General features: G+C 66.5%; 18 protein-coding genes. 13 read left to right on the top strand and 5 right to left on the bottom strand.

The features are described from left to right. Positions 1 to 11 precede the first annotated feature (11 nt). Positions 12 to 1,565, bottom strand: coding sequence for a thioredoxin family protein (locus ABE422_RS01535; RefSeq protein ID WP_346482313.1), 1,554 nt, complete (start codon positions 1,563 to 1,565; stop codon positions 12 to 14). A gap of 306 nt (positions 1,566 to 1,871) precedes the next feature. Here ABE422_RS01535 and ABE422_RS01540 point away from each other — a divergent pair, with 306 nt between their 5' ends. Next, positions 1,872 to 4,865, top strand: coding sequence for a TonB-dependent receptor (locus ABE422_RS01540; protein ID WP_346482314.1), 2,994 nt, complete (start codon positions 1,872 to 1,874; stop codon positions 4,863 to 4,865). Between the two features lie 80 nt (positions 4,866 to 4,945). Beyond that, the gene (locus ABE422_RS01545; protein ID WP_313211018.1) at positions 4,946 to 5,641 is read left to right on the top strand and encodes a hypothetical protein; all 696 of its coding nucleotides are present in this window, start codon (positions 4,946 to 4,948) and stop codon (positions 5,639 to 5,641) included. Between the two features lie 6 nt (positions 5,642 to 5,647). Here the strand turns inward: ABE422_RS01545 and ABE422_RS01550 are convergent, their stop codons facing one another. Together ABE422_RS01550 and ABE422_RS01555 are read right to left on the bottom strand one after the other, a co-directional pair. Further along, a complete protein-coding gene (locus ABE422_RS01550; protein ID WP_313211017.1) occupies positions 5,648 to 7,045 on the bottom strand; it encodes a sensor histidine kinase in 1,398 nt (465 codons plus the stop codon). Next, a complete protein-coding gene (locus ABE422_RS01555) occupies positions 7,038 to 7,712 on the bottom strand; it encodes a response regulator (RefSeq protein ID WP_152153215.1) in 675 nt (224 codons plus the stop codon). Before ABE422_RS01555 ends, ABE422_RS01550 begins: the two co-directional genes overlap by 8 nt. 62 nt (positions 7,713 to 7,774) lie before the next feature. On the opposite strand from ABE422_RS01555, the gene ABE422_RS01560 reads away from it, so the two are divergent. From ABE422_RS01560 to ABE422_RS01575, 4 genes are all read left to right on the top strand, one after another. Beyond that, the gene (locus ABE422_RS01560; protein ID WP_346482315.1) at positions 7,775 to 9,025 is read left to right on the top strand and encodes a TolC family protein; all 1,251 of its coding nucleotides are present in this window, start codon (positions 7,775 to 7,777) and stop codon (positions 9,023 to 9,025) included. Continuing rightward, complete coding sequence (locus ABE422_RS01565; protein ID WP_346482316.1) at positions 9,022 to 10,200, top strand: efflux RND transporter periplasmic adaptor subunit; 1,179 nt, start codon at positions 9,022 to 9,024, stop codon at positions 10,198 to 10,200. The genes ABE422_RS01560 and ABE422_RS01565 overlap by 4 nt, the downstream gene beginning before the upstream one ends. After that, a complete protein-coding gene (locus ABE422_RS01570; protein WP_346482318.1) occupies positions 10,197 to 13,301 on the top strand; it encodes a CusA/CzcA family heavy metal efflux RND transporter in 3,105 nt (1,034 codons plus the stop codon). The genes ABE422_RS01565 and ABE422_RS01570 overlap by 4 nt, the downstream gene beginning before the upstream one ends. A gap of 91 nt (positions 13,302 to 13,392) precedes the next feature. Further along, entirely contained in the window at positions 13,393 to 14,124 is a 732-nt protein-coding gene (locus tag ABE422_RS01575; protein ID WP_313211012.1) for a hypothetical protein, read from the top strand. Positions 14,125 to 14,145: 21 nt separating this feature from the next. Here ABE422_RS01575 and ABE422_RS01580 read toward each other — a convergent pair whose 3' ends face one another. Together ABE422_RS01580 and ABE422_RS01585 are read right to left on the bottom strand one after the other, a co-directional pair. After that, entirely contained in the window at positions 14,146 to 15,003 is an 858-nt protein-coding gene (locus tag ABE422_RS01580; protein WP_346482319.1) for an IclR family transcriptional regulator, read from the bottom strand. A gap of 64 nt (positions 15,004 to 15,067) precedes the next feature. Continuing rightward, positions 15,068 to 15,739 carry a hypothetical protein gene (locus ABE422_RS01585; protein ID WP_313211010.1) on the bottom strand — a complete coding sequence of 224 codons (672 nt, stop codon included), beginning with the start codon at positions 15,737 to 15,739 and terminating at the stop codon, positions 15,068 to 15,070. Positions 15,740 to 15,886: 147 nt separating this feature from the next. On the opposite strand from ABE422_RS01585, the gene ABE422_RS01590 reads away from it, so the two are divergent. The 7 genes from ABE422_RS01590 to ABE422_RS01620 all read left to right on the top strand — a co-directional run bounded on the left by ABE422_RS01590 (position 15,887) and on the right by ABE422_RS01620 (position 22,411). Then, complete coding sequence (locus tag ABE422_RS01590) at positions 15,887 to 17,149, top strand: MFS transporter (protein WP_346482321.1); 1,263 nt, start codon at positions 15,887 to 15,889, stop codon at positions 17,147 to 17,149. An 18-nt stretch (positions 17,150 to 17,167) separates the two neighbouring features. Beyond that, entirely contained in the window at positions 17,168 to 17,371 is a 204-nt protein-coding gene (locus tag ABE422_RS01595) for a tautomerase family protein (protein WP_346482322.1), read from the top strand. Continuing rightward, positions 17,368 to 18,162 (top strand): fumarylacetoacetate hydrolase family protein, encoded by a 795-nt coding sequence (locus tag ABE422_RS01600; RefSeq protein WP_346482323.1) that lies wholly within the window; start codon positions 17,368 to 17,370, stop codon positions 18,160 to 18,162. The genes ABE422_RS01595 and ABE422_RS01600 overlap by 4 nt, the downstream gene beginning before the upstream one ends. A gap of 40 nt (positions 18,163 to 18,202) precedes the next feature. Beyond that, positions 18,203 to 19,141 (top strand): acetaldehyde dehydrogenase (acetylating), encoded by a 939-nt coding sequence (locus ABE422_RS01605; protein WP_346482324.1) that lies wholly within the window; start codon positions 18,203 to 18,205, stop codon positions 19,139 to 19,141. 10 nt (positions 19,142 to 19,151) lie between these two features. Further along, on the top strand, positions 19,152 to 20,192 hold the full coding sequence (dmpG, locus tag ABE422_RS01610) for a 4-hydroxy-2-oxovalerate aldolase (RefSeq protein WP_346482326.1): 1,041 nt from the start codon (positions 19,152 to 19,154) through the stop codon (positions 20,190 to 20,192). Continuing rightward, positions 20,189 to 20,977: a 2-oxo-3-hexenedioate decarboxylase gene (gene dmpH, locus ABE422_RS01615; RefSeq protein WP_346482327.1), complete on the top strand. Its 789-nt coding sequence runs from the start codon at positions 20,189 to 20,191 to the stop codon at positions 20,975 to 20,977. The genes dmpG and dmpH overlap by 4 nt, the downstream gene beginning before the upstream one ends. A gap of 90 nt (positions 20,978 to 21,067) precedes the next feature. Next, entirely contained in the window at positions 21,068 to 22,411 is a 1,344-nt protein-coding gene (locus ABE422_RS01620; RefSeq protein WP_346482329.1) for a DcaP family trimeric outer membrane transporter, read from the top strand. The last annotated feature ends 18 nt before the right edge of the window (positions 22,412 to 22,429 follow it).

Raw genomic sequence — 22,429 nt, forward strand, 5'->3', positions numbered from 1 at the left:
GACGCCCCGCATCAGCTTTTCAGCCACCCCTCGCAGCCCACGCTTCCGTCGTCCGAGGTGGCCGCCTTTGCGCACGTTGCGGTCATCCGCGCCTGCAGCCGGGTGAGGCTCTCCGCGCCGTGATGCTCGCGGCTCCACGCCTGCAATGCGGTACCGAGCCGTTCGAAGCGCTGGCGGGTGCGCTGGTGGTAGCCGGCCGGCTGCACGGCGAGATCGGCGATCACCTCGCCCGTGGCGGTCTCGATCGCCGCCGCATCATCCGGGCTCAGGCGCAGCAGGCCCTCCACGTACAGCACGCCCCACTGCACGCGGGTGGCCGGCCCCTGTGCGCCCTGGTAGGCCTTATGCAGCCAGGCGATGGCCGAAGCCTTGTCGCCGCGTTCTTCGGCAAGGTCGGCCAATTCAGGCATGTAGTAGTACGGCGTCTCACTCCGATCAAGCTCGGCGAGCAGCAGTTTCTCTGCCGCAGCGTCGTCGTCGATCTGGCGCAGCACGTACACCGCGGTGCTGATCGTCGCTTGGCGCTCGTGCAGCGTGGTCGCGGCCGCATCGGCGGCGGCGACGCGTTGCGCCGCCTTTGTCTTCAGCGCGGCCGGAATGGCCTGGTCGGGGTGCTGCTCGCGCTGCAGGGCGAGTTCGGTGATCACCGTGCCCAGCCGCGCATCGGCCTTGTCGCCGAGTGCGTGGTCGGCGGCATCCAGCGCCTTGAGCAGCTGCACTCCCAGCTGCTGCGCCTGTTCCGGCGTGGCACTGGCCAGCGCCACCAGGGCAGGGCCTTGGTAGCCCAGCAGGTCACGATTGGCCCGGACCTCCGCGGGTGCTGCAAGAACGGCATCGAGCAGGGTGCGGGTGCGGGTGCGTTGCGCCGGTGTGGGTGTCTTGTCCGGCTTGCCGGCGCCGAGCGCCAGTAACGCGAACCGCCGCTGCAGCGCAGGCTCGGGCGCCGCCGTGGCCAGTTGCTGTAGCAATGACGCTGCATCACGTTCACCGGCGAGGCGATTGACATCCACTTCCCAGCCGTAATCGCCGAGCACGCGCCAGTCGTCGGCGCTGACGTCCCCGGGTGTGCTCAGGGCGTGCTGCAGCACCTCGCTGACGGCCGTGCGGCGGCCGGCGGCCAGGGTGAGTGCGCGGGTCAGCGCTTCACTGTCGTTGCCACCGGCCAGGCGGGTGAGCTCGTTGCGCTCGGGGTCGAGCACGATCAGCGTCGGGTAGCCGCGCACGCCGAAGCGCTCGCCCCAGGCCTGCGCGCCTTCTTCGTCGCCATCCAGATAGACGGGCACGTACTGCCGGGTCAGCGCGATGAAGGCCGGATCCTTGAACAGCGTGGCCTTGAGCTGGTTGCAGGGCGGGCACCACACCGCGCCCCAGTACAGCAGCACCGGTTTGCCGCTGTCGCGCGCCTCGGCGAAGGCGTCGTCCACGTCGCCGTGGCGCCAGGCAATTTCCGCAGGCGCCTGCCCGGTCGCAGCAGGCGTGGCGGTGGCAGCGGGGGAGGGGGCAGGGGTGCAGGCAGGTAGCAGGGTGACCACACCCAGCAGACCAAGGGACAGAGCAAGGCGCATTGAGGAATCCAGAAGGGGAGGCAGGGCAGGAGGCGTGCCTGATTGTAGGAAGCGTGGGCAGCTCCGGCCGCATCCCCTTGATTCGGATTGCTCATGACGGCAGGCCTTGCCGTGATAAGGCGCGTGCAGCCAGCCTGCGCGCTTCGCCTGCGTAGCGTTGCCATGCCGCTCGCGCGGTGACGAATGTCATGGTTTGGTCGCACGCGATATCGCCATCGGCGAACACGACATAACGCCTGCGCATTTCTGCATTGGGGCAGGAGCGGGATTAATGAAATCGTTTCCCCCACTACCGATTGCCCCACGATGACAATAGCTCGTTCTTCCCTGCGCCCGCACCTGCTGGCAGTGGCGGTGTTGCTCGCCACCGCATCTCCCTTGGTACATGCACAGTCCACCACCGGCGCGATCGCCGGTCAGGCGCCTCCATCGGCGCAGCGCATGTTCGTTCGCAGCGACACCGGTCTTACCCGTGAAGTGACGGTGGACGCGCGCGGTCGTTACACCATCCCCCAGCTGCCGCTCGGTCGTTACTCGGTGGAGGCGCGTGATGCCGACGGCAACGTGCTGCAGACCCGGCAGAACGTCGCGCTCACCGTCGGCACCAGCACCGAGGTCTCCTTCGCCGAGGTCACCCGGCTGGATGGCGTCCAGGTCAGCGCCGACCGCGCCGCGGCGGCCATCGATGTCAGCAGCGTGGATTCGCGCACCGTGATCACGGCTGAGCAGCTGCAACGGCTGCCGCTGGGCCGCTCGGCCGAGGCCATTGCCCAGCTCGCGCCCGGCGTGATCGGCAACAGCGGCAACGGCACGTATGCCGGCCCGACCGGCGCCCAGCTGGTGAGCTTCGGCGGTTCGTCTGCCGCAGAGAACGCGTACTACATCAACGGCTTCAACAGCACCGACCCACTGCGCGGCCTGGGCGGCCTGACATTGCCCTACGGCAGCATCGACCAGCAGGAAATCTATACCGGCGGCTACAGCGCCAAGTACGGCCGGTCCGATGGCGGCGTGATCAATGCGGTCGGCAAGCGCGGCACCAATGCGTGGCACTTCGGTGGCCAGGCGACCTGGGAACCGGCGTCAGCGCGTTCGGACAAAGATGACGTGCGGTATCCGGGTGACGGTGCGCTGTATGCGCCGGAGAGCAAGGACCGCGAGTGGGTCAGCACGCAGAGCATCTACGCTGGGGGCCCGCTGATCGAAGACCGGCTGTTCTTCTTTGGCTCCTACGAGCTGGAGCGCCGCGAGGGCACCGACGTCAAGAATGTCGAGGCCACCAATGCGTATTCCAATTACGAGTACGAGCGCCCGCGCTGGTACGCCAAGGTGGATTGGAACATCACCGACAACCACCTGCTCGAACTGACCGGCGCCTCCAGTCGCAACGTCTTCCGGGGCGACATCTTCGCCTACGACTACGACACGCTCACCCGTGGCGCCCAGCGCGGCAAGGAAGACACCACCAAGACCGGTGGCGACCTGTGGACGGCCAAGTACACCGGGTACCTCACCGATCGGCTCACTGTCAGCGCGCAGTACGGCGAAATGCGCACGGATGACTACATCGGCAACCCGGCCTACGACGGCAGCCTGACGTACATCAACAGCCCCACGCTGCAGAACCCGGCCCTGACCGGTGGTGTGCCGATCACCAATGCGCAGACCACCTCGCTGCTGGTCAACCCGGACCGGGGCAACCGCAGCAACAACCTGCGGCTGGATGCCAACTACGTGTGGGGCGACCACAGCATCACCGTCGGCATCGACAACCAGAACGCCCGTGCCTTGAACCGTGGCTCGGTCGCCTCGGCCGATGGCTACTACTGGATCTACGGGCAGTCCAACCCGAACGTGCCGATCAACACCGGCCTGGGCGTGCCGGCCACCGGCGGCATCCGCAATGGCGAAGACGGCTACTACGTGCGGCAGTACATCTACAGTGCGCTGGCCTCGGTGCGTGCGTCGCAGCGGGCGCAGTACATCGAAGACAACTGGCAGGTGACCGATCGCCTGCTGCTCAACCTCGGCCTGCGCCTGGATCAGTTCACCAACTTCAACCGCGATGGCGATGCCTACATCAAGCAGACCAGCGGTCAGTGGGCGCCACGTCTTGGCTTCAGCTGGGACGTCGATGGCGATGGGCGGTTCAAGGTGTTCGGCAACGTGGGGCGCTACTACCTCGCACTGCCGCTGAACCCGGCCTTCAATGCGGCGGGTGCGACGCTTGCCACCTCGACGTACTACACCTACGGCGGCATCGACAGCAACGGCTACCCGACCGACCTCACCCAGTTCTCCGGCGCGGTGTCGGCCAACAACAACTATGGCCTGCTGCCGGATGCGAAGACGGTGGCCACCTCCGGCATCGAGCCGTCCTACCAGGACGAGTTCATCCTCGGCTTCAGCAAGGCACTGGGCCAGAACTGGGTGTACGGGGCCAAGGCGACCTACCGCGTGCTGCGCAGCGGCGTGGACGACTACTGCGATATCGATGCGGTGCTCGGCAAGGCCAGCAGCCTGGGCTACAACGTGACCAAGGACAGCAACCCGGTCAGCTGCTGGCTGATCAACCCCGGGCGCGCCAACACCTTCAATCTGGTCGACACCGGCGGCAATTACGTGACCGTCCCGCTGAGCAACGCGGAAATGGGCTTCCCGCAGTTCAAGCGTAACTACTACGCCGTGAACCTCTCGCTGGAGCATCCGTTTGATGGCCGCTGGTATGCCCGGGGCGACTACACCTGGTCGCGCAGCTACGGCACCACCGAAGGGCAGCTGCTCTCCGGCATCGGCCAGACCGCCGTATCCACTACCCAGGCGTGGGATTACGCCCAGCTGATGGAGCACACCAACGGACCGCAGAGCAACGATCACACCCATCAGTTCAAGCTGCACGGCTATTACCAGCTGGCGCCGGAGTGGCTGCTCTCGGCCAATCTCAAGGTGCTCTCCGGCTCGCCGTTCAGTGCGCTGGGCTCGTATGGGCCGGACTTCGAAGACCCTTCCGGCTATGGCATCGCGTATCACTTCTACAACGGGCAGCCGGCGCCTCCGGGCAGCCAGGGGCGCCTGCCGTGGCTGAAGCAGCTGGACCTGGGGGTGTCCTACCGCCCCGCGGTGGCCGAGGGGCGGCTGGGCTTCAATCTGGATGTCTTCAACGTGTTCAACAGTCAGGTGGCGCTGTGGAAGTCGCCGTACTCCGAGCTGGATCCGGGCCAGCCCGATCCGCTGTATGGCGCAGCGACCATCCGGCAGGCGCCGCGATCGCTGCGGGTCAGCGTGAGCTATGACTACTGAGCGGTGCCTCGCGAGCGGCGGTATGGCATGACGTTCACGGATCGCGAGGCAGTCTGGGGCCATTGTCAGGGGAGCCCCTTATGCAAAAGCAGATCCGGAACAACGCAGGGTGGATGGCGGTCGGTTTGACGGCCCTGCTGTGTGCCTGTTCGCCGCAGGGCGAAGGCGGTGCCACAGCCGTGGTGCAGCCCAGCGGTGCGGACCCGGGGGCGGCGAAGGCCGCTGATCCGGGTCCCGCCGCGGCCACGGCCGGGCGCCCGTCACCGGTGTATCAGGACGCGGCGCCCGGCATAGCGGTTGGCCCGGTCGTCGGTACCCGGGTCGCCCGCGATTTCCAGCGCGATTACCTGGCGTCCCCGACCTGGAAGCTGTTCGCGCCGCCGGACAGCGTGGGCATGCCCTTGGTGGCGCTGGTGCTGGAAGGCTCGGATCGGGTCACTGCCGGGGAGTTGCGGATCGGACGCAGCGACAACGCCGCATCGGTCCGCACCTGCCTGGATACGCCAGCAGAAGCGAGCGGTCCTGCCGCCTCGGCACCGGTGGATATCGGCGGCGTCCCGTTCACGCACTTCACCGTGGGCGATGCGGCGATGAGCCACTACGTGTCGGCCGAGAGCTATCGTGCGGTTCACCACGGCAGCTGCTATGCGATCGACCTGGTCGTGGCTGGCACGCGCCCGGAGGTCTACGATCCGCCACGCACGCCGCCGTTTACGCAGCAGGAGGCCGCGACACGGCTGGCCGACGCACTCACGGCGGTGTACTGGGTGCCGTGAAGGCGGTCACCCGCGTTGCTCAGGGAAGGCGAGCATGACCTTGGCGCCGCCCAGTGGCGACGTGCCGATGGACAGCGTGGCGCCGTGCCTGCCGGCGATCTCGGCGACGATCGCCAGGCCCAGCCCGCAACCATCGCCGCTGGCGTCCCCCCGCCAGAAGCGTTCGGTGACGCGGCCGCGCAGCGTGGGATCGATGCCGGGGCCGTTGTCATTGACGCTGATACGGATCTCGCCCTGGATCGTTTCCACGCTCACCGTGATCACGCCTTCAAGCGCGCCGTAACGCATCGCGTTGTCGACCAGGTTGCTGATCGCTTCGCGCAACAACTGCGGTTCTCCGATCAGCATCACACCGGCATCCGGCCCTTCGTACCCCAGGTCGACGCCTGCGATCACGGCGCCATCCATGAGGCGCTCCAGTGCTTCGCGCGCCAGCTCGGCAATGTCCACCGGCCGCATCGCCAGCATCGCGCCGGCGCTGTCCTCGGAACGGCTCAAGATGAGCAGTTGATGGGTGAGGTGGCGCAGGCGCGTCAGCCCCCGCAGCAGGCCTGCCAGTGCGTCCCGCTGTGCGGCCGGATCCTGTTCGCGCAGCGCGCTCTCCAGCTCGATCTGCAGCCCGGCCAGCGGCGTGCGCAACTGGTGTGCCGCGTTGCTGATGAAGCGCTGCTGGGCATCCTGCATCGCCGAAAGCCGGCTCACGAGCTGGTTGAAGGCGTCCACGGCGGGCCACAGCTCACGCGGCGCGGCGTCCTGTGGGTCCAGCGGCATCAACGCATCAAGCGGAGCACTGGCCAACCGCCGTGCGGCACCGTTGGTATGCCGCGCTGCGGCGCCGGTACCTGACCAGGCCAGCCACGCGGCAAGCAGCAGGATCGTACCCTGCAGCGGAATGCTCGCCAGCAGCAGGCGATGTTCCAATCGAAGGCGTTTGGTGCGGGTCTCGGCCACGCGGATCACAATCGGGGTGGCCGAACCCGGCGGGGTCATCGCGACCTGCACGACGCGCACGTCGCGGCCATCGATCACCGCGTCATAGTAGCTGCGCGCCGGGCTGTCATCGGCGTCCTCGGCCAGCACGGCGGTGGCCCTCGGCAGCGCGCCGGTACCGTAGAGTCGCGTGCCATCGGCGCGGGTCACGTCGCCATATATCCGATCCACCGTGTCCCAGGTGAACATGCGCGAGACGGCGGGGGAAATCTCCATGTGGACGGTCTCGCCGCGCACCTCGATCAACTGTGCCAGCGACATCGCCGAATCCAGCAGCCAGCGGTCGTACACCTGTTCGGCGTAGTGCCGCGCCAACACGAACGAGCCGACCGCACTGGCCAGCAGCAGCACCAGCAGTGGCAGCCACAGGCGCCGCAGCAGGACGCCGCGCAGGCTGTACGGCGCCTCAGCCATCACTGGCCTCCAGGCGGTAGCCAAGACCACGGAGCATACGGATGCCGACTTTGGCATCGGCCAGTTGCAGCTTGCGGCGCAGGCGGCTGATGTGGACTTCGATCACCGACAGGCTGGCCTCGTGATCCCAGCTGTAGACCGCATCGAACAGGCGCTGCTTGGCCACGATGCGCCCCGGCTGCTGCAGCAGGATCTCCATCAGGGCCAGCTCGCGTGCAGTAAGTTCCAGCGGTTGATCGCCAACACGCAGTTCGCGGGTGCCGGTATCCAGGCGCAGGGCGCCCAGCTGGCGCAGGGCAGGGGCCGTGGACTGGCGACGGGCGAGCGCACGCAGGCGCGCTTCGAGTTCGCCGAGGGCGAAGGGCTTGGCGAGGTAGTCATCGCCGCCACTATCCAACCCGCGGATACGGTCCTCCACGCCATCGCGTGCGGTGAGAATCAGTACGGGGACGGAAAAGCCCTCCTGCCGTAACCGAGCCAGCAGATCCAATCCATCGATGTCGGGCAGGGAAAGATCCAGCACCACCAGGTCGTAGCTGACGCTGGCCAGCGCCGACGGCGCGGCCAGGCCACGGGCGAGATGATCGCAGGCATGACCGGCACGGGTGAGTGCGCGCACCAGGCCATCGGCCAGCGCGGCATCGTCTTCAATCAGCAGAATGCGCATTGCAAGGTTGACGCAAGGTTCGGGAAAGTTTGACGAAAGCGCTGCACCTTACCGTGTCGGCAATGAATACCACCACCCGCTGTGCCGCCCTGATGGCCGCACTTCTGATTGCGCCGGGCACCGCTTCGGCACTGACGCTGGCCCAGGCGGAACAGGCCATGGCAGCGCATAACCCGGATCTGCTCGCGGCAGCGATCGCGCTGCGCGGCACGCAGGGCGATGCCGTGAGTGCATCGCGACGCCCCAGCCCGGAGCTGAGCGTGGGCACCTCCAAGATCAGCCGGCAGGAGGGCATCGGCCCGGGCCGATGGAAAGACAAGCGCGTGGATTCCACCCTCGGCCTGGGTTGGACCTGGGAGCGTGGTGGCAAGCGCGGTTGGCGCATGCGTCAGGCCGACGCCTTGGTCGAGGCGGCCAACCTCAGCCTGCTCGACGGGCGACGCCAACAGCAGGTGGCGCTCACCGAGGCGTACTTCGGGTTGAAGGCTGCGCAGGAACTGCAACGCATCGCGGCGGAGGACCGGCGTGCGTCGGCGGAGAGCCTGGCTGCAGCGGACAAGCAGGTGGCGACCGGCGCCCTGGCCCCGATCGAGCGCGCACGGTTGGCGGTGGATGACCTCAAGGTGGCCGATGCCGCCCGTGAGACCGAGCGTCGTCTTCGCGAGGCACGCCATGTGCTTGCGCTGCTGTTGGGCAACGACATCGATGCTGCGCTCAGCGCCGACGATGCGTGGCCGCGCGCGAGCGCGACCGCAACACCCGCACCGACCGCGTTGGAGGAGCGCGTTGATCTGCGTGCCGCCGAGGCGCGGGTGATCGCGGCGGACGCAGCACGTGCACTGGCCCGCAGTGAACGCCGGCGTGATGTGCAGTTCGGCCTCGAAGCCGAGCGCGAGCCAGCCGATATCGGCGGGGTGACCTGGGGCGTCTCGATGAGCGTGCCGCTGGGCGGTGCCAAGCGCTGGCGGGGCGAGCAGCAGCGAGCGGAGGCGGACTACGACGCCGCTGTCCTGGAACGGCAGCAGTTGCGGCGCGCAGCGACCGCCGAACTGGATCAGTTGCAGCACGCACTGGCCGCCGCCGCACAGCGCCGCACCGAGTACGAACAGCTGCAGGGACCGGCGGCAAGGCAGAGCCTGGACGGCCTGGAACTGGCCTATCGCCGAGGTGCCGCCACGTTGACGGATCTGCTGGATGCAAGGCGCAGCTGGCGCGAGTTCGAATCCGATCTGATCGATGCGCGGTTGGCGCATGCCTCCGCCCTGGCGCGCTGGAATGCCGCCGTTACTGCTTCCGAAGGACACCCCCGATGATGTATTCCCGCACCGCCGGCTCGGCCCGGCTGCTTTCGTTGCTCGTGGCCGCCGTGCTGGCCGGTGGCTGCGCGCGCGATGCCGGACCTGTGGCCGTGCCGGCCCCGACGGTCGACGGCGCCACCATCCGCTTCGCTGCCGACAGCCCGCAACTGAAGGTGTTGCGAAGCGAAGCCGTGACCGATGGCTCGGCCTCGGTCCTGCAGCTGCCGGCGCGCATCACCTGGGATGACACGCGTTCCAGCCAGCTGCGCTCACCGCTGCCGGGCCAGGTGGCGCGTATCGAGGCGGCGCCCGGCGAGAAGATCAAGGCGGGTCAGGTGCTGGCGTGGGTGACCTCGCCTGAGTTCGGGCAGGTGCAGGCCGAGGGCGCCCGTGGCGCCGCCGAGCTTCGCCAGGCACGCAACGAACTGGCCCGCGTCCGCGAACTGCATGAGGCCGGCGTCGCCTCGGGGCGCGAACTGGACGAAGCCGAATCCGCACTGGCGGCCAACGAGGCCGAGCATGCCCGCCTGCGGGCGCTGACCCGCGGTTTCGGCAGCAGCCGCAGCATCGACCAGCGCATGCCGCTGCGTTCGCCCATCGACGGCATCCTGGTCGAGCGCCGGATGAGCCCGGGCATGAACGTGTCGCCGGATGCCGAGCTGCCGTTGGCGGTGGTGAGCGATCCGGACCGCCTATGGTTGATCGTCGATGTTCCCGAGGCGCTTGCGGGTCGCCTCAAGCCCGGGATGGCCGTGAGCCTCACGCCCGGCCAAGGCGAGGCAGCGCACGCCGTACTCGGCCATGTGGATGACTACATCGACACCGAGCGCCACGTGGTGCAGGCGCGTGCCGAGCTGGACAACCGTGAGCGACGCTTCAAAGCGGGTCAGTACGTACGGGCTGCGATCACGGTGCCGATGGACGGGGGCGTATCGCTGCCGGAGGGGGCGGTGCTGCTGCTCGGGCGCGAGCAGGTGGTGTTCGTCGACGAGGGCAAGGGCCGGTTCGCGCGGCGATCCGTGCAGGCCGAGGAGTTGGGCCAAGGGCGCTTGTGGGTGGGCCAGGGGCTGGCCGCTGGCGCGCGCGTGGTCGTGGACGGTGGTCTGCTGCTGCAGCAGGTGCTCGACCAGAACGTTGGCAGCGCTGACGCACCCGCCGGTGGTGCGGCGGCCGCCAAGGCTGCCCCATGATCGATCGTCTGATTGCGTACTGCCTGCGTCAGCCGTTGATGGTGATGCTGGCGCTGCTGATCTTCATCGGCGCCTCGTTCGCCGCGTTCCGCGAGTTGCCGGTAGAAGCCTTCCCGGACGTCTCCGATACCCAGGTCACCGTGGTGACGCTGCACCCGGGGCGCGCGGCCGAAGAGGTTGAGCGCGAAGTCACGATGCCGCTGGAGGTGGCGCTGTCCGGCATCCCGCACTCGGTGCGCGTGTTCTCGCACACCCAGTTCGGGCTGTCGATGATCATCCTGACCTTCGACGACGGTGCCGACGACTATTTCGCGCGCGCCCAGGTGATGGAGCGCCTGCAGGGCGTGGATCTGCCCGACGGCGTGCAGCCGGAGATGGAGGCGATGAGTTCGGCGGTGGGCGAAATCTACCGCTATGTCCTCCACGCACCACACATGAGCTCCACCGAGCTGCGCACCGTGCAGGAATGGGTCATGGAGCGGCGCCTGCGTACCGTGCCGGGCGTGGCCGACGTGGTCAGTTTTGGCGGCTATGCGCGGACCTTCCAGGTGGAGCCGGACCTGGGCAAGCTGCGTGACCGCGGGATCAGCCTGGAGGAATTTGCCGAGGCGCTGGAGCGGGGCAGTGCGAACGCCGGCGGCGGCTATGTGGAGCGTGGGCAGCAGCAGTATCTGATCCGCGGGGTTGGGCTGATGCGTTCGCCGGCCGACATCGGCACCGTTGTCGTGGGAGAGCGGCAAGGCACCCCCGTGCTGGTGCGCGACCTGGCCCGCATCGTCGATACCGGCCTGCCGCGACAGGGCCTGGTTGGCCAGGATGAGAACGACGACGCCGTGTTCGGCATGGTGCTGATGCGCAAGGGCGAGAACCCGTCCCTGGTGCTGGATGCCTTGCATGCGCGCGTGGCCGAGATCGAGGCCGATCACCTGCCGGATGGCGTCACGCTTGAACCGTTCTACGACCGCTCCTGGCTGGTCGCGACCACCCTGAAGACCGTCTTCCGCAACCTGGTGGAGGGTGCGGTGCTGGTGTTCCTGGTGCTGTGGCTGTTCCTCTACAACGCCCGTGCGGCGTTGATCGTGGCAGCGATGATGCCGCTGGCCTTGCTGTCGACCTTCCTCGGCCTGCACCTGTGGGGCGTGCCGGCCAATCTGCTCTCACTGGGCGCGATGGACTTCGGCATCATCATCGATGGTGCGGTGATCGTGACCGAGCATATCGTCTCGCGCATGTCGAAGATGCCGCCCGGCAGCACCCGGCGCGAGCGCATGGCGACGGTGTTGTCGGCTGCGTCGGAGGTGGGGCGGCCGACCTTCTTCTCGATGCTGATCATCATTGCCGCGCACATCCCGATCTTCACCCTGCAGCGCCAGGAAGGCCGGATGTTCGCCCCCATGGCCTATTCGGTGACGTCGGCGCTGATCGGCGCACTGATCCTTGCCCTGACCGTGGTGCCGCTGCTGTGCTTCTGGTGGCTGCGGCGCGAGCGGCTGAAGGGCGAGAACCCGGTGATGAACCGGCTGGTCGGCTGGTACCGCCCGTGGCTGGAGGGGGCGATGGCGCGGCCCCGTGCGGTGGTGCTTGCGGCAGTGGCCATGCTGGTGGTGACGCTGGCATTGGGCACGCGGTTGGGCTCGGAATTCCTGCCCGAACTGGACGAAGGCTCGATCTGGCTGACCGCCACACTCGACCCCAGCACCAGCCTGGCCGAGGCGCAGGCCCAGTCCCGGCGCATCCGTGACCTGGTGCGGACGTTGCCCGAGGTTTCGACGGTGGTGGCCAAGCTCGGTCGCCCCGAGGATGGCTCCGATGCCAAGGGCGCCAACCAGATCGAAGCGCTGGTGGCGCTCAAGCCCGAATCCGGATGGACCCGGAAGATCGACAAGCGCGAGCTGGTGGCGCAGATGCAGCGCATGCTGGAAGCGCGTATTCCCGGCCCCGAGTTCTCGATCTCCCAGCCGGTGCGCGACAACATCCTGGAAAGCATTTCCCAAATCAAGGGCCAGGTGGTGATCAAGGTCAGCGGCGAAGATCTGGACGTGCTGACCGGCCAGGCCCAGGCGATCCTGGCGCAGGTCAGAGGCGTGGAGGGCGTGGAGAGTGCTTTCATCGACCGCGACGGCAGCCTGCCGCAGCTGCGCATCGATATCGATCGTGATCGCGCAGCGCGCTACGGCCTCAACGTGCAGGATATCGATGCCGTGATCGAGACCGCCATCGGCGGCCGCGAGGTCGGCCAGCTGTGGGAGGGCGAGCGCCAGTTCCCGATCAGCCTGCGCCTGTCCGATGCCGACCGCGATCTGCAGCGCCTGCGCACCGTGCCGGTGGGTACGGCCTCAGGCCAGACGGTGACACTGGGAGATGTGGCGGACTTCAACATGGCCAGCGGTGCGATCAACATCTCGCGTGAGAACGCCCAGCGCGTCAAAGCCGTGAGCATCTTCATCGCCGGGCGCGACATGGGCAGCGTCGTTGCCGATATGCGCAAGCAGATGGATGCCACCATCCAATTGCCAGAAGGCTACCGCATCGACTGGTCCGGCGAGTTCGAGAATCAGCAGCGCGCCATGGCCCGCCTGGGCTGGGTGGTACCGCTGTCGGTGCTGATCATCTTCGTGCTGCTGTTTGATGCCTTCAAGGACGTCACCAGCGCCGCGCTGATCCTGGCCAACGTTCCGCTGGCGATGATCGGCGGCATCCTGGCGTTGCTGCTGACCGGGATTCCGCTGTCGGTGTCGGCGGCGATCGGCTTCATTGCCTTGTTTGGGCAAGCGGTACTCAACGGCGTGATCATGTTGACGCGATTCGGCCAGCTGCGCGAGCAGGGCATGGCGCTCTACGACGCCGTGGTGCAGGGCGCACTGCAGCGCCTGCGGACGGTGCTGATGACGGCGCTGTTGGCGATGTTCGGCCTGCTGCCGATGGCGACGTCGCATGCGATTGGGGCTGAGACCCAGAAGCCGCTGGCGGTGGTGGTGATTGGCGGGCTGTTGTCGGCGATGTTGCTGACCTTGCTGGTGCTGCCGACGCTGTACTACTGGGTGCATCGTCGACGGGAGCAGCGGCGGGGTGGGGCGGCGATGGAGGCCGAAGCGGTGTAGGTGACGAATGGCCGGGCAGTGTGGGGAGGAGCCATTGCCCGGCCGGTGGCGCTATGATCGGCCATCGCAGGGGAAGCGGAGCAGATCAGGAATGGAGATGATGGCGGAGGCCACGGCAGCTGGGGTACCGGAAGCTGCGGCAGCAGCTGAAACGGCCGGTTCTGAGCCAGTGCTCAGCTTCTCGTGGCTGCACGACAACGTCGCTGCCTACGTGGCCCGCAGCCGTTACCCGAAGCCGTCCCGCGTGGAACGTGCATCGCTCTGGATTGGCTTGGGCGCAGCTGGCCTGGGCCTGCTGGCCGGTGCGCTCAGCCCCCGTGTCATCGCGCAAGCGCCGGCGGCCATGACGCTTTCCATCTGTCTGGGTGTGGAACTGGCCGGCTTTCTGCTGCACCTGCTTCTCATGGCGAAGCGTGAGCTCCCCCAGGCGCTCAAGTTGCGACGCACGCATGCCGTGGACATGGATTTCGATTTCGCCTACTGGCGATATCTGGTGGGTGAGCTTCGAACGTTCCCGCGCGCGCAGTGTGAGGAAATGCTTCGCTTCTCAACTGGCTTGCGTCAGCGCATGAACGAGCGCATGGGGCTGGTGTTCGGTGGCATGCAGCAACTTGGGATATTCCCGGTGCTGGTGGCGCTCTATCTACAGTTCCGCGACTGGACGTGGGGCGATTGGGCCGCCGCCTTCGACGTGAACCCTGTTGCGGGCCTGATCATCTGGATGATGGTGGTGCTGTACGTGGCGGGCTGGATGCTGATCGGGTTGCGAACTCGATTGGACACCTACGTCAGCCTGCTTGAAACCGCGCTTCAGAGGGAGTGATGCATTCATCCAGGCGCGTTTTCAATCTTGTAATCGTGTGTCGTGTCCCATCAGTTCAGAGATTTTCCGTGATGCGTCCAGCAACGCCTGGACGTGTGCTGGCTCTGGCGTTCCGGGCAGGTAGTGGATCGAGCCGATGATCGCCACCGTTCCGAACAGCTCCCCGTTGGCCTGCAGGAGCGGCGCAGCCAGCGCGTTGACACCGATATAGAGCTCTTCAGGTGCGTCGGCCCAGCCTCGGCGGCGCACCAGCTCGATCTCGGCACGCAATCGATCCGGGTCGGTGATCGTGCGAGGCGTGCAGGACTGCAGTGGTTGGTCGAGGAACTGCTGGCTAACGCCTTGCGGAGCGAACGCCAGTACCACCTTGCCCTGGGCGACGGTGTTCAGATGGAACCGCGTCCCAGGCCGGAGGCTGATCTCCACCGGCGCGGTTCCGCGCAGGAAGTCGATCACCACCACCTCATTGTCCGAGTAGGTGGCAATGACAACCGTCTGCCCAACCTGGTCGCGCAGGCGCTCAAGCACCGGCTTGGCCAGCGACATCACGTCGAAACGGCTGGTGCAGGCACGCCCCAGCAGGAACATCTGCCAGCCGACCCGATACTGGTTCGTGCGCGGGTCCTGGCCGACATAGCCGTGCTCGCGCAGCATGCTCAAATGGCGGTGGACGCGGGCCTTGGGCATGCCGAGCATTTCAGCAAGACGCGTGACGCCCAGTCCCGCAGGGGCCGCGGCCAGTGCCTCGATCACTTTCAGCGAGACAATGGCGGTGGGAAGCCCTTGTTCAGCGCTCAGCTCCGCCGCGCCCGATTCGATGACGTCCACGCCTTCGCTGGCATTGATTTCCTTGATGGCACTGGGCGTATGACGGGGCATGGGAACCTTCTGGCGAACGTGAGGGACGTGAGGCAGGCGCTAGATTACCTCACGGTAAGCAGGGTCATGGCAGGTTGATGTATCGCTCTGCGAAAACGCGGTACTGCTGAACCTTCTTGGCTGCGGCGTCGGCGGCATGAACATAGCGGATGGAACTGCGGCCTTTGACCTGACGAGGAAGCAGGAAGCAGCGGATGAATGTTGTCGATTCGCGCTCCGTGGTGGGAGCCAGTACCGGTGCGTGGCCCAGTTCGAACCACGCCTCCCCGGCGGGATAGGCATGCGTTTCGCCGAGCGTCTCGATACGGATTTCGCCATTCAGGCAAATGCGGATACCCGGTCCTTGATGCACGTGGGTAAGTGCCACTCCGGCCGGCGGGAACTCGACGCGATCGCAGCGCATGAGCCAGCTGAAACGCGGATCCAACGTTACTGGCGCCTCCAGTTTCAAGAGGGTTGTGGCTGCAGGCGCCGAGGGCAGGTCGCCGGTACCAGGCTGTCCAGCACCGGTGAGTTCCCAGCGCCACAGCACCGTTTCCTCGGTGCCATTGATCAGGGTGAGTTCGTCCTGCGCCACAGAAGCGTGGCCTTCGCCGAGCCACTGCCCCTGGTCGTGCGCGTCGACGGCCAGTCCACCTGACCGCACGTACACCGCACGCGGCAGGGCCGGCAGGTGGATCGGCGGACAGCCTGCCGGCAGGCGGTCTTCGTAGAGGCGCAGGATGAGATCGGACATGGCGTAATCCTTTGGAAGTGTGGACGTATCGTACAGCGATACCCGTGTATCGTATATGTTCCGTTTCTCAAAAATGTGGTCTATAGTCGCCCTTCGGTATCGATTGCCGATACATCACAACCGCCAAAAATTCCGGAGGGGGAACAAATGGCCAGTAGTACGTCCACGTCGCCATCAGGCGACGCCGGCAACAAGCGCTGGTGGCAAGGCGCCACCCAGCAGCAGTGGGGCACCTTCCGGTCGGCCTATCTCGGCTGGGCGCTGGACATCATGGATCTGATGCTGTTTGCCATGGTCATCAAGCACGTCAGTGCCGACCTGGGGTTCGACAAGTCCGACGCGGGGATGGTGATGTCCGCCACCCTGCTGGCGACCGCCGGCGGCGGGCTGCTGTTCGGGTTCCTGGCCGACCGCATGGGGCGCGCCAAGTCGATGATCCTCAGCATCATCTGTTACTCGATCGGCACTGCGTTGTGCGGGCTCTCCGACACGCTTGGCCAGCTGATGCTGTTCCGGGTCATCGTCGGCCTGGGTGTCGGCGGGGAATGGTCGGCCGGTTCGGCGCTGGTCAGCGAAACCTGGCCAGCCCAGCACCGCGGCAAGGTGATGGCGTGGATCCAGAGCGCGTTCGCGGCAGGCTATGCGGCGGCGGCCATCGTCGCGGCTGTGGTGGTGCCGATGTACGGCTGGCGCTGGGTGTTCGCGGTCGGCCTGCTGCCGGCACTGCTGGCCTTCTACGTGCGACGTCACGTCAAGGAGCCGGAGATCTGGGTCAACCAGGCCAGACGGTTGAGCTTCACTGAGACATTGGGTGCGTTGTTCAGTGTCCATCGGCGCAACACGCTGATCGGCCTGGCGTTCACCACGGCAGCCATGTGCGGCTACTGGGGCCTCTTCACCTGGATCCCGACTTACCTGGCCACGCCGGTCGCCGAGGGCGGTCCGGGATTGGACCTGGTCAAGTCCACGGTGTGGATCGTGATCATGCAGGTGGGTGCGGCGCTGGGCTACGTCACCTTTGGTTACATCGCCGATCGGCTGGGGCGCAAGAAGGCGTTCCTGATCTTCTTCGCTGGCTCGGCGCTGTCGGTGCCGTTGTTCGTGATGATCCACACGCCGGGGCTGTTGATGGCATTCGGCATCGTGGTGGCCTATTTCGGCACTGGCTTCTACAGCGGGTTCGCTCCCACCTTCGCGGAAATGTTCCCGACGTCCATCCGCGCCACCGCGCAGGGCTTCGTCTACAACGGCGGCCGTGCCATCGCCGCGATCGCACCGGCGCTGATCGGCTACCTGGCCAACCAGCATGGCGTGGGCAGCGGCTTGCTCGCTACCGCCGGCTTCTTCGCGCTGGCCGGTCTGATCGTGCTGCTGTTCCTGCCTGAAACCAAGGGCGCGGAACTGACTTGATTCACCCTGGAGACTGACATGCCAATCATCCAAGTAACCCTGGTGCAGGGGCGCGACGAACAGAAGGTGCAGGCCTTCATCCGCGCGGTAGCCCGCGCTGCACATGAGCAGCTGGGCGCGCCGATGCAGACCATCCGTGTGATGGTCAATGAAGTGCCACCGCAGCGCTTCGCGGTGGGCGATCTACTCAAGAGCGATTCTCCGACCGGGGCATCCGCATGAGCGCCGCCCTGACCCCGGCCGACATCGGCGAGCAGGCCGCGCAGCTGTACCGTGCGCTGCGTGAAGGCGCGCCCCTGGACCCGCTCAGCGAGCGCATTGCCGGGCTGCGTATCGAGGACGCCTACGCGATCTCCAGCAACCTGCTCGCCCGGCGCGTGGCCGACGGTGAGCGCGTGGTGGGCAAGAAGATCGGCGCAACGAGCGCGGCAGTGCAGCGCATGCTCAAGGTGGACCAGCCGGATTTTGGCTTCCTCACCGACCGCATGGAAGTGCGCAACGGCGGCACGCTGTCGCTTGATGGTCTGATCGCACCCCGCGCGGAGGGCGAGATCGCCTTCCACCTCAAGCGCGACCTGTGCGGGCCTGGCATTACCCATCACGAAGTGATCGCGGCTACCGAGGCGGTTTCGGTGTGTTTCGAGATCGTCGATTCGCGCATTCGGGACTGGAAGATCGGCATCACCGACACCGTGGCCGACAACGCCTCCGCTGCCGCTTTCGTCCTGGGTGACCAGCGCGTGCCACCCAAGGGCCTGGACCTGGGCACGCTGGGCATGGTGGTGGAAAAAAACGGTGAGCTCGTCGCGACCGGCGCCGGCGCGGCTGCGCTGGGGTCGCCGATCAACTGTGTGGTGTGGCTGGCCAATACGCTCGGCCGCCTCGGCACCTCGCTGAAGGCGGGCGAGGTGATCCTTTCCGGTGCCCTGGTGCCACTCATCCCGGTGCAGCGCGGCGACCACATGCGCGTACGCATGGGCGCCTTGGGCAGCGCCGACGTGCACTTTGCCTGATCCCGCTTCATCCCCCCAAGTATCCCCACAGGAGTGCGGTATGACCCTGAAAGTCGCCATCATCGGTCCCGGCAACATCGGCACCGATCTGATGATCAAAGTAATGCGCAACGGCAGGCACCTGGAAATGGGCGCGCTGGTGGGCATCGACCCCGCCTCCGACGGCCTGGCCCGTGCGGCCCGGCTCGGCGTCCCGACCATCGCCACCGGCGTAGAAGGGCTGATCGCATCGGAGGTATTTGCCGACATCGACATCGTTTTCGATGCCACGTCCGCGTCGGCGCATGTCCGCAATGATGCGTTGCTGCGCCAGGCGCGGCCGTCGATCCGGGTCATCGACCTGACCCCTGCGGCCATCGGGCCGTACTGCGTGCCCACGGTCAACCTGGAGGCCAACCTGGCCGCGCTGAACGTCAACATGGTCACCTGCGGTGGGCAGGCCACCATCCCAATGGTGGCCGCCGTCGCCTCGGTGGCCAAGGTGCACTACGCCGAGATCGTGGCGTCCATTGCCAGCCGGTCGGCAGGCCCGGGAACCCGCGCCAACATCGATGAGTTCACCGAAACCACCTCGCGCGCCATCGAGAGCGTCGGTGGCGCCCGCGCCGGCAAAGCGATCATCGTGCTGAATCCGGCCGATCCGCCGCTGCTGATGCGCGACACCGTGTATGTGTTGTCCGAGGCCGTCGATACGGCGAAGGTCGAAGCCGCGGTGAGCGAGATGGTGGCGAGGGTGGCTGCGTATGTGCCTGGGTATCGTCTCAAGCAGCAGGTCCAGTTCGACGTCATCGACGAACCGCTCAACGTCCCCGGCATCGGCCCCACCACGGGCTTGAAGACCTCCATCTTCCTGGAAGTGGAGGGCGCTGCTCACTACCTGCCAGCGTACGCCGGCAACCTCGACATCATGACCTCGGCCGCACTGGCCACTGCCGAGCGCATGGCCGAATCGCTGCTGGCCCAGCCGGCAGGCGCCTGAGGAGACTCCGATGACCCAACACAAACTCTACATCTCCGATGTCACCCTGCGCGATGGTTCGCATGCGGTGCGTCACCAGTACAGCCTCCCGCAGGTGCGCACCATTGCAGGCGCACTAGACAAGGCGCGCGTGGACTCCATCGAGGTGGCCCACGGCGACGGCCTGCAAGGCGCCTCGTTCAACTACGGCTTCGGCGCGCACAGCGACCTGGAATGGATCGAAGCAGCGGCCGAGTCGGTCAGCCATGCGCGCATCGCCACGCTGCTGCTGCCCGGCATCGGCACCGTACACGACCTGAAGAACGCCTATTCTGCGGGCGCGCGGATCGTGCGTGTGGCGACCCACTGCACCGAGGCGGACATCTCGCGCCAGCACCTTGAGGCGGCCAACGCCCTGGGGATGGATGCGGTCGGCTTCCTCATGATGAGCCATATGATCGCCCCTGCCGCGCTTGCCGAGCAGGCACTGCTGATGGAGAGCTACGGCGCGTCCTGTGTGTACGTGGTCGATTCCGGTGGCGCGCTGGGCATGAATGATGTGCGTGATCGGGTGCAGGCGCTACGCCAGGCCTTGAGGCCCGATACCGAGATCGGCATCCATGCTCATCACAACCTGTCGCTGGGCGTGGCCAACTCCATCGTCGCGGCAGAATCCGGTGCGATCCGCATCGATGCGAGCCTGGCAGGCATGGGTGCCGGTGCCGGCAATGCACCGCTTGAGGTGTTCATTGCAGCGGCCGAGCGCCTGGGCTGGGCGCATGGCTGCGACCTTTACGCCCTGATGGACGCGGCCGATGACATCGTGCGACCGCTGCAGGACCGCCCGGTGCGCGTGGACCGTGAAACGTTGGCGCTTGGCTATGCCGGCGTCTATTCCAGCTTCCTGCGCCACGCCGAGGCCGCCTCGCAGCGCTTTGGCATCAATACCGTCGACATCCTGGTTGAACTGGGCAAGCGCCGCATGGTCGGCGGCCAGGAAGACATGATTGTCGACGTCGCCCTGGACATGCTGCGCCGCCGTGATGCGACCGCAGTAAAGGAACCCGCATGAGCCTTGATAACGAAACCCTTGATCGTTGCGCCCGCCTGCTGCGCGACGCCGAACGCGACGTACGTGACGTCGGCAAACTGACCGACACCTATCCCGGGCTCGATGTGGCTGATGCCTATCGGATCCAGCAACGCCTGTGTGCGCTGAAGCAGGCTGAGGGAGTGCGCATCGTGGGCATGAAGATGGGCCTGACCTCCCATGCGAAGATGCAGCAGATGGGCGTGGACACGCCCATTTACGGTTTCCTTGGGAGCGATAACGCCGTCGATGATGGCGCGGCAGTGGACACCAGCGTGCTGATCCATCCCAAGGTAGAGGCCGAGATCGCTTTCGTGATGCGCGATGCACTGCGAGGCCCAGGGTGCACCGCCAGTGATGTGCTCACTGCGACGGACTATGTGGTGCCAGCCATCGAGCTGATCGACTCGCGCTACGAAAACTTCCGGTTCGACCTGCCCAGCGTCATCGCAGACAACACTTCGGCGTCGCGCTATGTCCTGGGTTCGCGCCCGACGGACCCGGCCAGGCTCGATCTACAGACGTTGGGGGTGGTGATGGAGAAGAACGGCCAGGTCGCAGAGGTGGGGGCCGGTGCGGCCGTGCTCGGCGACCCTGCCGCTGCAGTGGCCATGCTGGTCAACATGTTGTCCGAGCATGGCCAGCCACTGGAAGCGGGCGCGGTCGTGCTGTCGGGCGCAATCACCGCGGCGATTGCCGTGCAGGCGGGCGACAACGTCCTGGTCCGCGGCGACGGCATCGGTACCGTCGCCATGCGCTTCATCTAGAACGCTCCACCCCGTTCGTCAACGCCGCACGGCCTGTTCACCCAGGCCGTGCCGGCATCGCTATGCCCTGGGAGGGGAATCATGGTTGGAATGAAGAGGAGAACAGCGGCCTCGGTGCCGTTGTGGCTGGCGTTGTCCGCACTGCCGCACACGGCGCTGGCGCAGGCCGTGGATACCGCCACGCTGGAGGCGCGTATGGCCGAGCTGGAAGCGGAGATGCAGCAGATGCGAGGGCTGTTGCAGCAGTACCAACAGCGCGATGCCAAAGCGGCCGAGAACACCCCGACGGTGGCGGTTGCAACGCCGCTCGCGCAAGCGTCAACGCCGATCCTGCCCGGGGCGATGCCGGGCACCCGCTTCACGGCAGGCGGCTTCATTAAACTCGATGCCATGACCACGCGGACCAGCGACGGCGCCATTGCCGATGGCTCGGCCGGCCGTCTGTTCTACTTCCCGGCCGCTACCCCGATCGCCGCGGATGGAAACGGCAAGAGCGCCAGCTACACCGACGTGCATGCCCAGTTCTCCAGGTTCTGGCTGGGCGCGGACACTGTCACCGAAGGTGGCGACACGCTCAAGGCCTATATCGAGGCAGACATGTATGGCGGCGGCAACAACGCCTTCGCCGGGAATGAAGTGATCACCAATACCTACGCGCTGACCTCGCGCCATGCCTATGTCAGTTGGAACCACTGGCTGGCTGGCCAGACCTGGTCCAACTTCCAGGACGTAGCGGCACTGCCGGACACGGTGGACTTCACCGGTCCGTCCGAGGGCACCATCTTCAACCGTCAGGCGCAGCTTCGCTACACGCGTGGCCCGTGGTCGTTCTCGTTGGAGAATCCGCAGACGACGGTGGCGACCTACCGGGGCAACGGCACCCGCCTCAACAGTGGCGATGACACCGTGCCGGACATCACCGCCCGCTGGGCGCAGCGCGGTGCCTGGGGCCACTTCACGGTGGCGGCCATGGTGCGCAACCTGCGTTACGACGGCCGTACCGACACCGGGATTGCGGCAAGCCTGTCCGGGCGCCTCAACGTCGGCAGCAATGACGACCTGCGCTACATGGTCAGCGGTGGGCAGGGCATTGGTCGCTACCTGGGCTTCGCACTCGGTGCCGACAGTGTGCTGGACGCCGAAGGGGAGCTGCATTCTCAGGATGGCTACGGCGGCTTCGTGGCGTGGCGTCACGCGTTCTCACCCAAGCTGCGCGGCAACCTCGTCTACTCCGGTGCCTGGCTCGACAACGATGCGCAATGGACCGGCGCGCTTGTCACCGAGCGCGCGCAGTCCTGGCGCGTCAACCTGATCTACTCGCCCTTCCCGAAGCTGGACCTCGGCGCTGAGCTGAGTCACGCCCAGCGCCGCCTGGAGAATGGAGAGGCCGGCGATCTGAACCGGCTGCACACGCACGTGAAGTACAGCTTCTGATCCTGAGCACGCACGGGG

The sequence above is a fragment of the Stenotrophomonas sp. TWI1151 genome (assembly GCF_039673135.1).
GTDB lineage: Bacteria > Pseudomonadota > Gammaproteobacteria > Xanthomonadales > Xanthomonadaceae > Stenotrophomonas.

What these genes read in the sequence shown, in the direction of transcription:
- ABE422_RS01565 (WP_346482316.1), top strand. Translation starts at nt 9,022, where the DNA reads ATGATGTATTCCCGCACCGCCGGCTCGGCCCGGCTGCTTTCGTTGCTC.
- ABE422_RS01590 (WP_346482321.1), top strand. Translation starts at nt 15,887, where the DNA reads ATGGCCAGTAGTACGTCCACGTCGCCATCAGGCGACGCCGGCAACAAG.
- ABE422_RS01545 (WP_313211018.1), top strand. Translation starts at nt 4,946, where the DNA reads ATGCAAAAGCAGATCCGGAACAACGCAGGGTGGATGGCGGTCGGTTTG.
- ABE422_RS01595 (WP_346482322.1), top strand. Translation starts at nt 17,168, where the DNA reads ATGCCAATCATCCAAGTAACCCTGGTGCAGGGGCGCGACGAACAGAAG.
- ABE422_RS01570 (WP_346482318.1), top strand. Translation starts at nt 10,197, where the DNA reads ATGATCGATCGTCTGATTGCGTACTGCCTGCGTCAGCCGTTGATGGTG.
- ABE422_RS01600 (WP_346482323.1), top strand. Translation starts at nt 17,368, where the DNA reads ATGAGCGCCGCCCTGACCCCGGCCGACATCGGCGAGCAGGCCGCGCAG.
- ABE422_RS01550 (WP_313211017.1), bottom strand. Translation starts at nt 7,045, where the DNA reads ATGGCTGAGGCGCCGTACAGCCTGCGCGGCGTCCTGCTGCGGCGCCTG.
- ABE422_RS01560 (WP_346482315.1), top strand. Translation starts at nt 7,775, where the DNA reads ATGAATACCACCACCCGCTGTGCCGCCCTGATGGCCGCACTTCTGATT.
- ABE422_RS01605 (WP_346482324.1), top strand. Translation starts at nt 18,203, where the DNA reads ATGACCCTGAAAGTCGCCATCATCGGTCCCGGCAACATCGGCACCGAT.
- ABE422_RS01555 (WP_152153215.1), bottom strand. Translation starts at nt 7,712, where the DNA reads ATGCGCATTCTGCTGATTGAAGACGATGCCGCGCTGGCCGATGGCCTG.
- dmpG (WP_346482326.1), top strand. Translation starts at nt 19,152, where the DNA reads ATGACCCAACACAAACTCTACATCTCCGATGTCACCCTGCGCGATGGT.
- dmpH (WP_346482327.1), top strand. Translation starts at nt 20,189, where the DNA reads ATGAGCCTTGATAACGAAACCCTTGATCGTTGCGCCCGCCTGCTGCGC.
- ABE422_RS01540 (WP_346482314.1), top strand. Translation starts at nt 1,872, where the DNA reads ATGACAATAGCTCGTTCTTCCCTGCGCCCGCACCTGCTGGCAGTGGCG.
- ABE422_RS01620 (WP_346482329.1), top strand. Translation starts at nt 21,068, where the DNA reads ATGAAGAGGAGAACAGCGGCCTCGGTGCCGTTGTGGCTGGCGTTGTCC.
- ABE422_RS01535 (WP_346482313.1), bottom strand. Translation starts at nt 1,565, where the DNA reads ATGCGCCTTGCTCTGTCCCTTGGTCTGCTGGGTGTGGTCACCCTGCTA.
- ABE422_RS01580 (WP_346482319.1), bottom strand. Translation starts at nt 15,003, where the DNA reads ATGCCCCGTCATACGCCCAGTGCCATCAAGGAAATCAATGCCAGCGAA.
- ABE422_RS01575 (WP_313211012.1), top strand. Translation starts at nt 13,393, where the DNA reads ATGGAGATGATGGCGGAGGCCACGGCAGCTGGGGTACCGGAAGCTGCG.
- ABE422_RS01585 (WP_313211010.1), bottom strand. Translation starts at nt 15,739, where the DNA reads ATGTCCGATCTCATCCTGCGCCTCTACGAAGACCGCCTGCCGGCAGGC.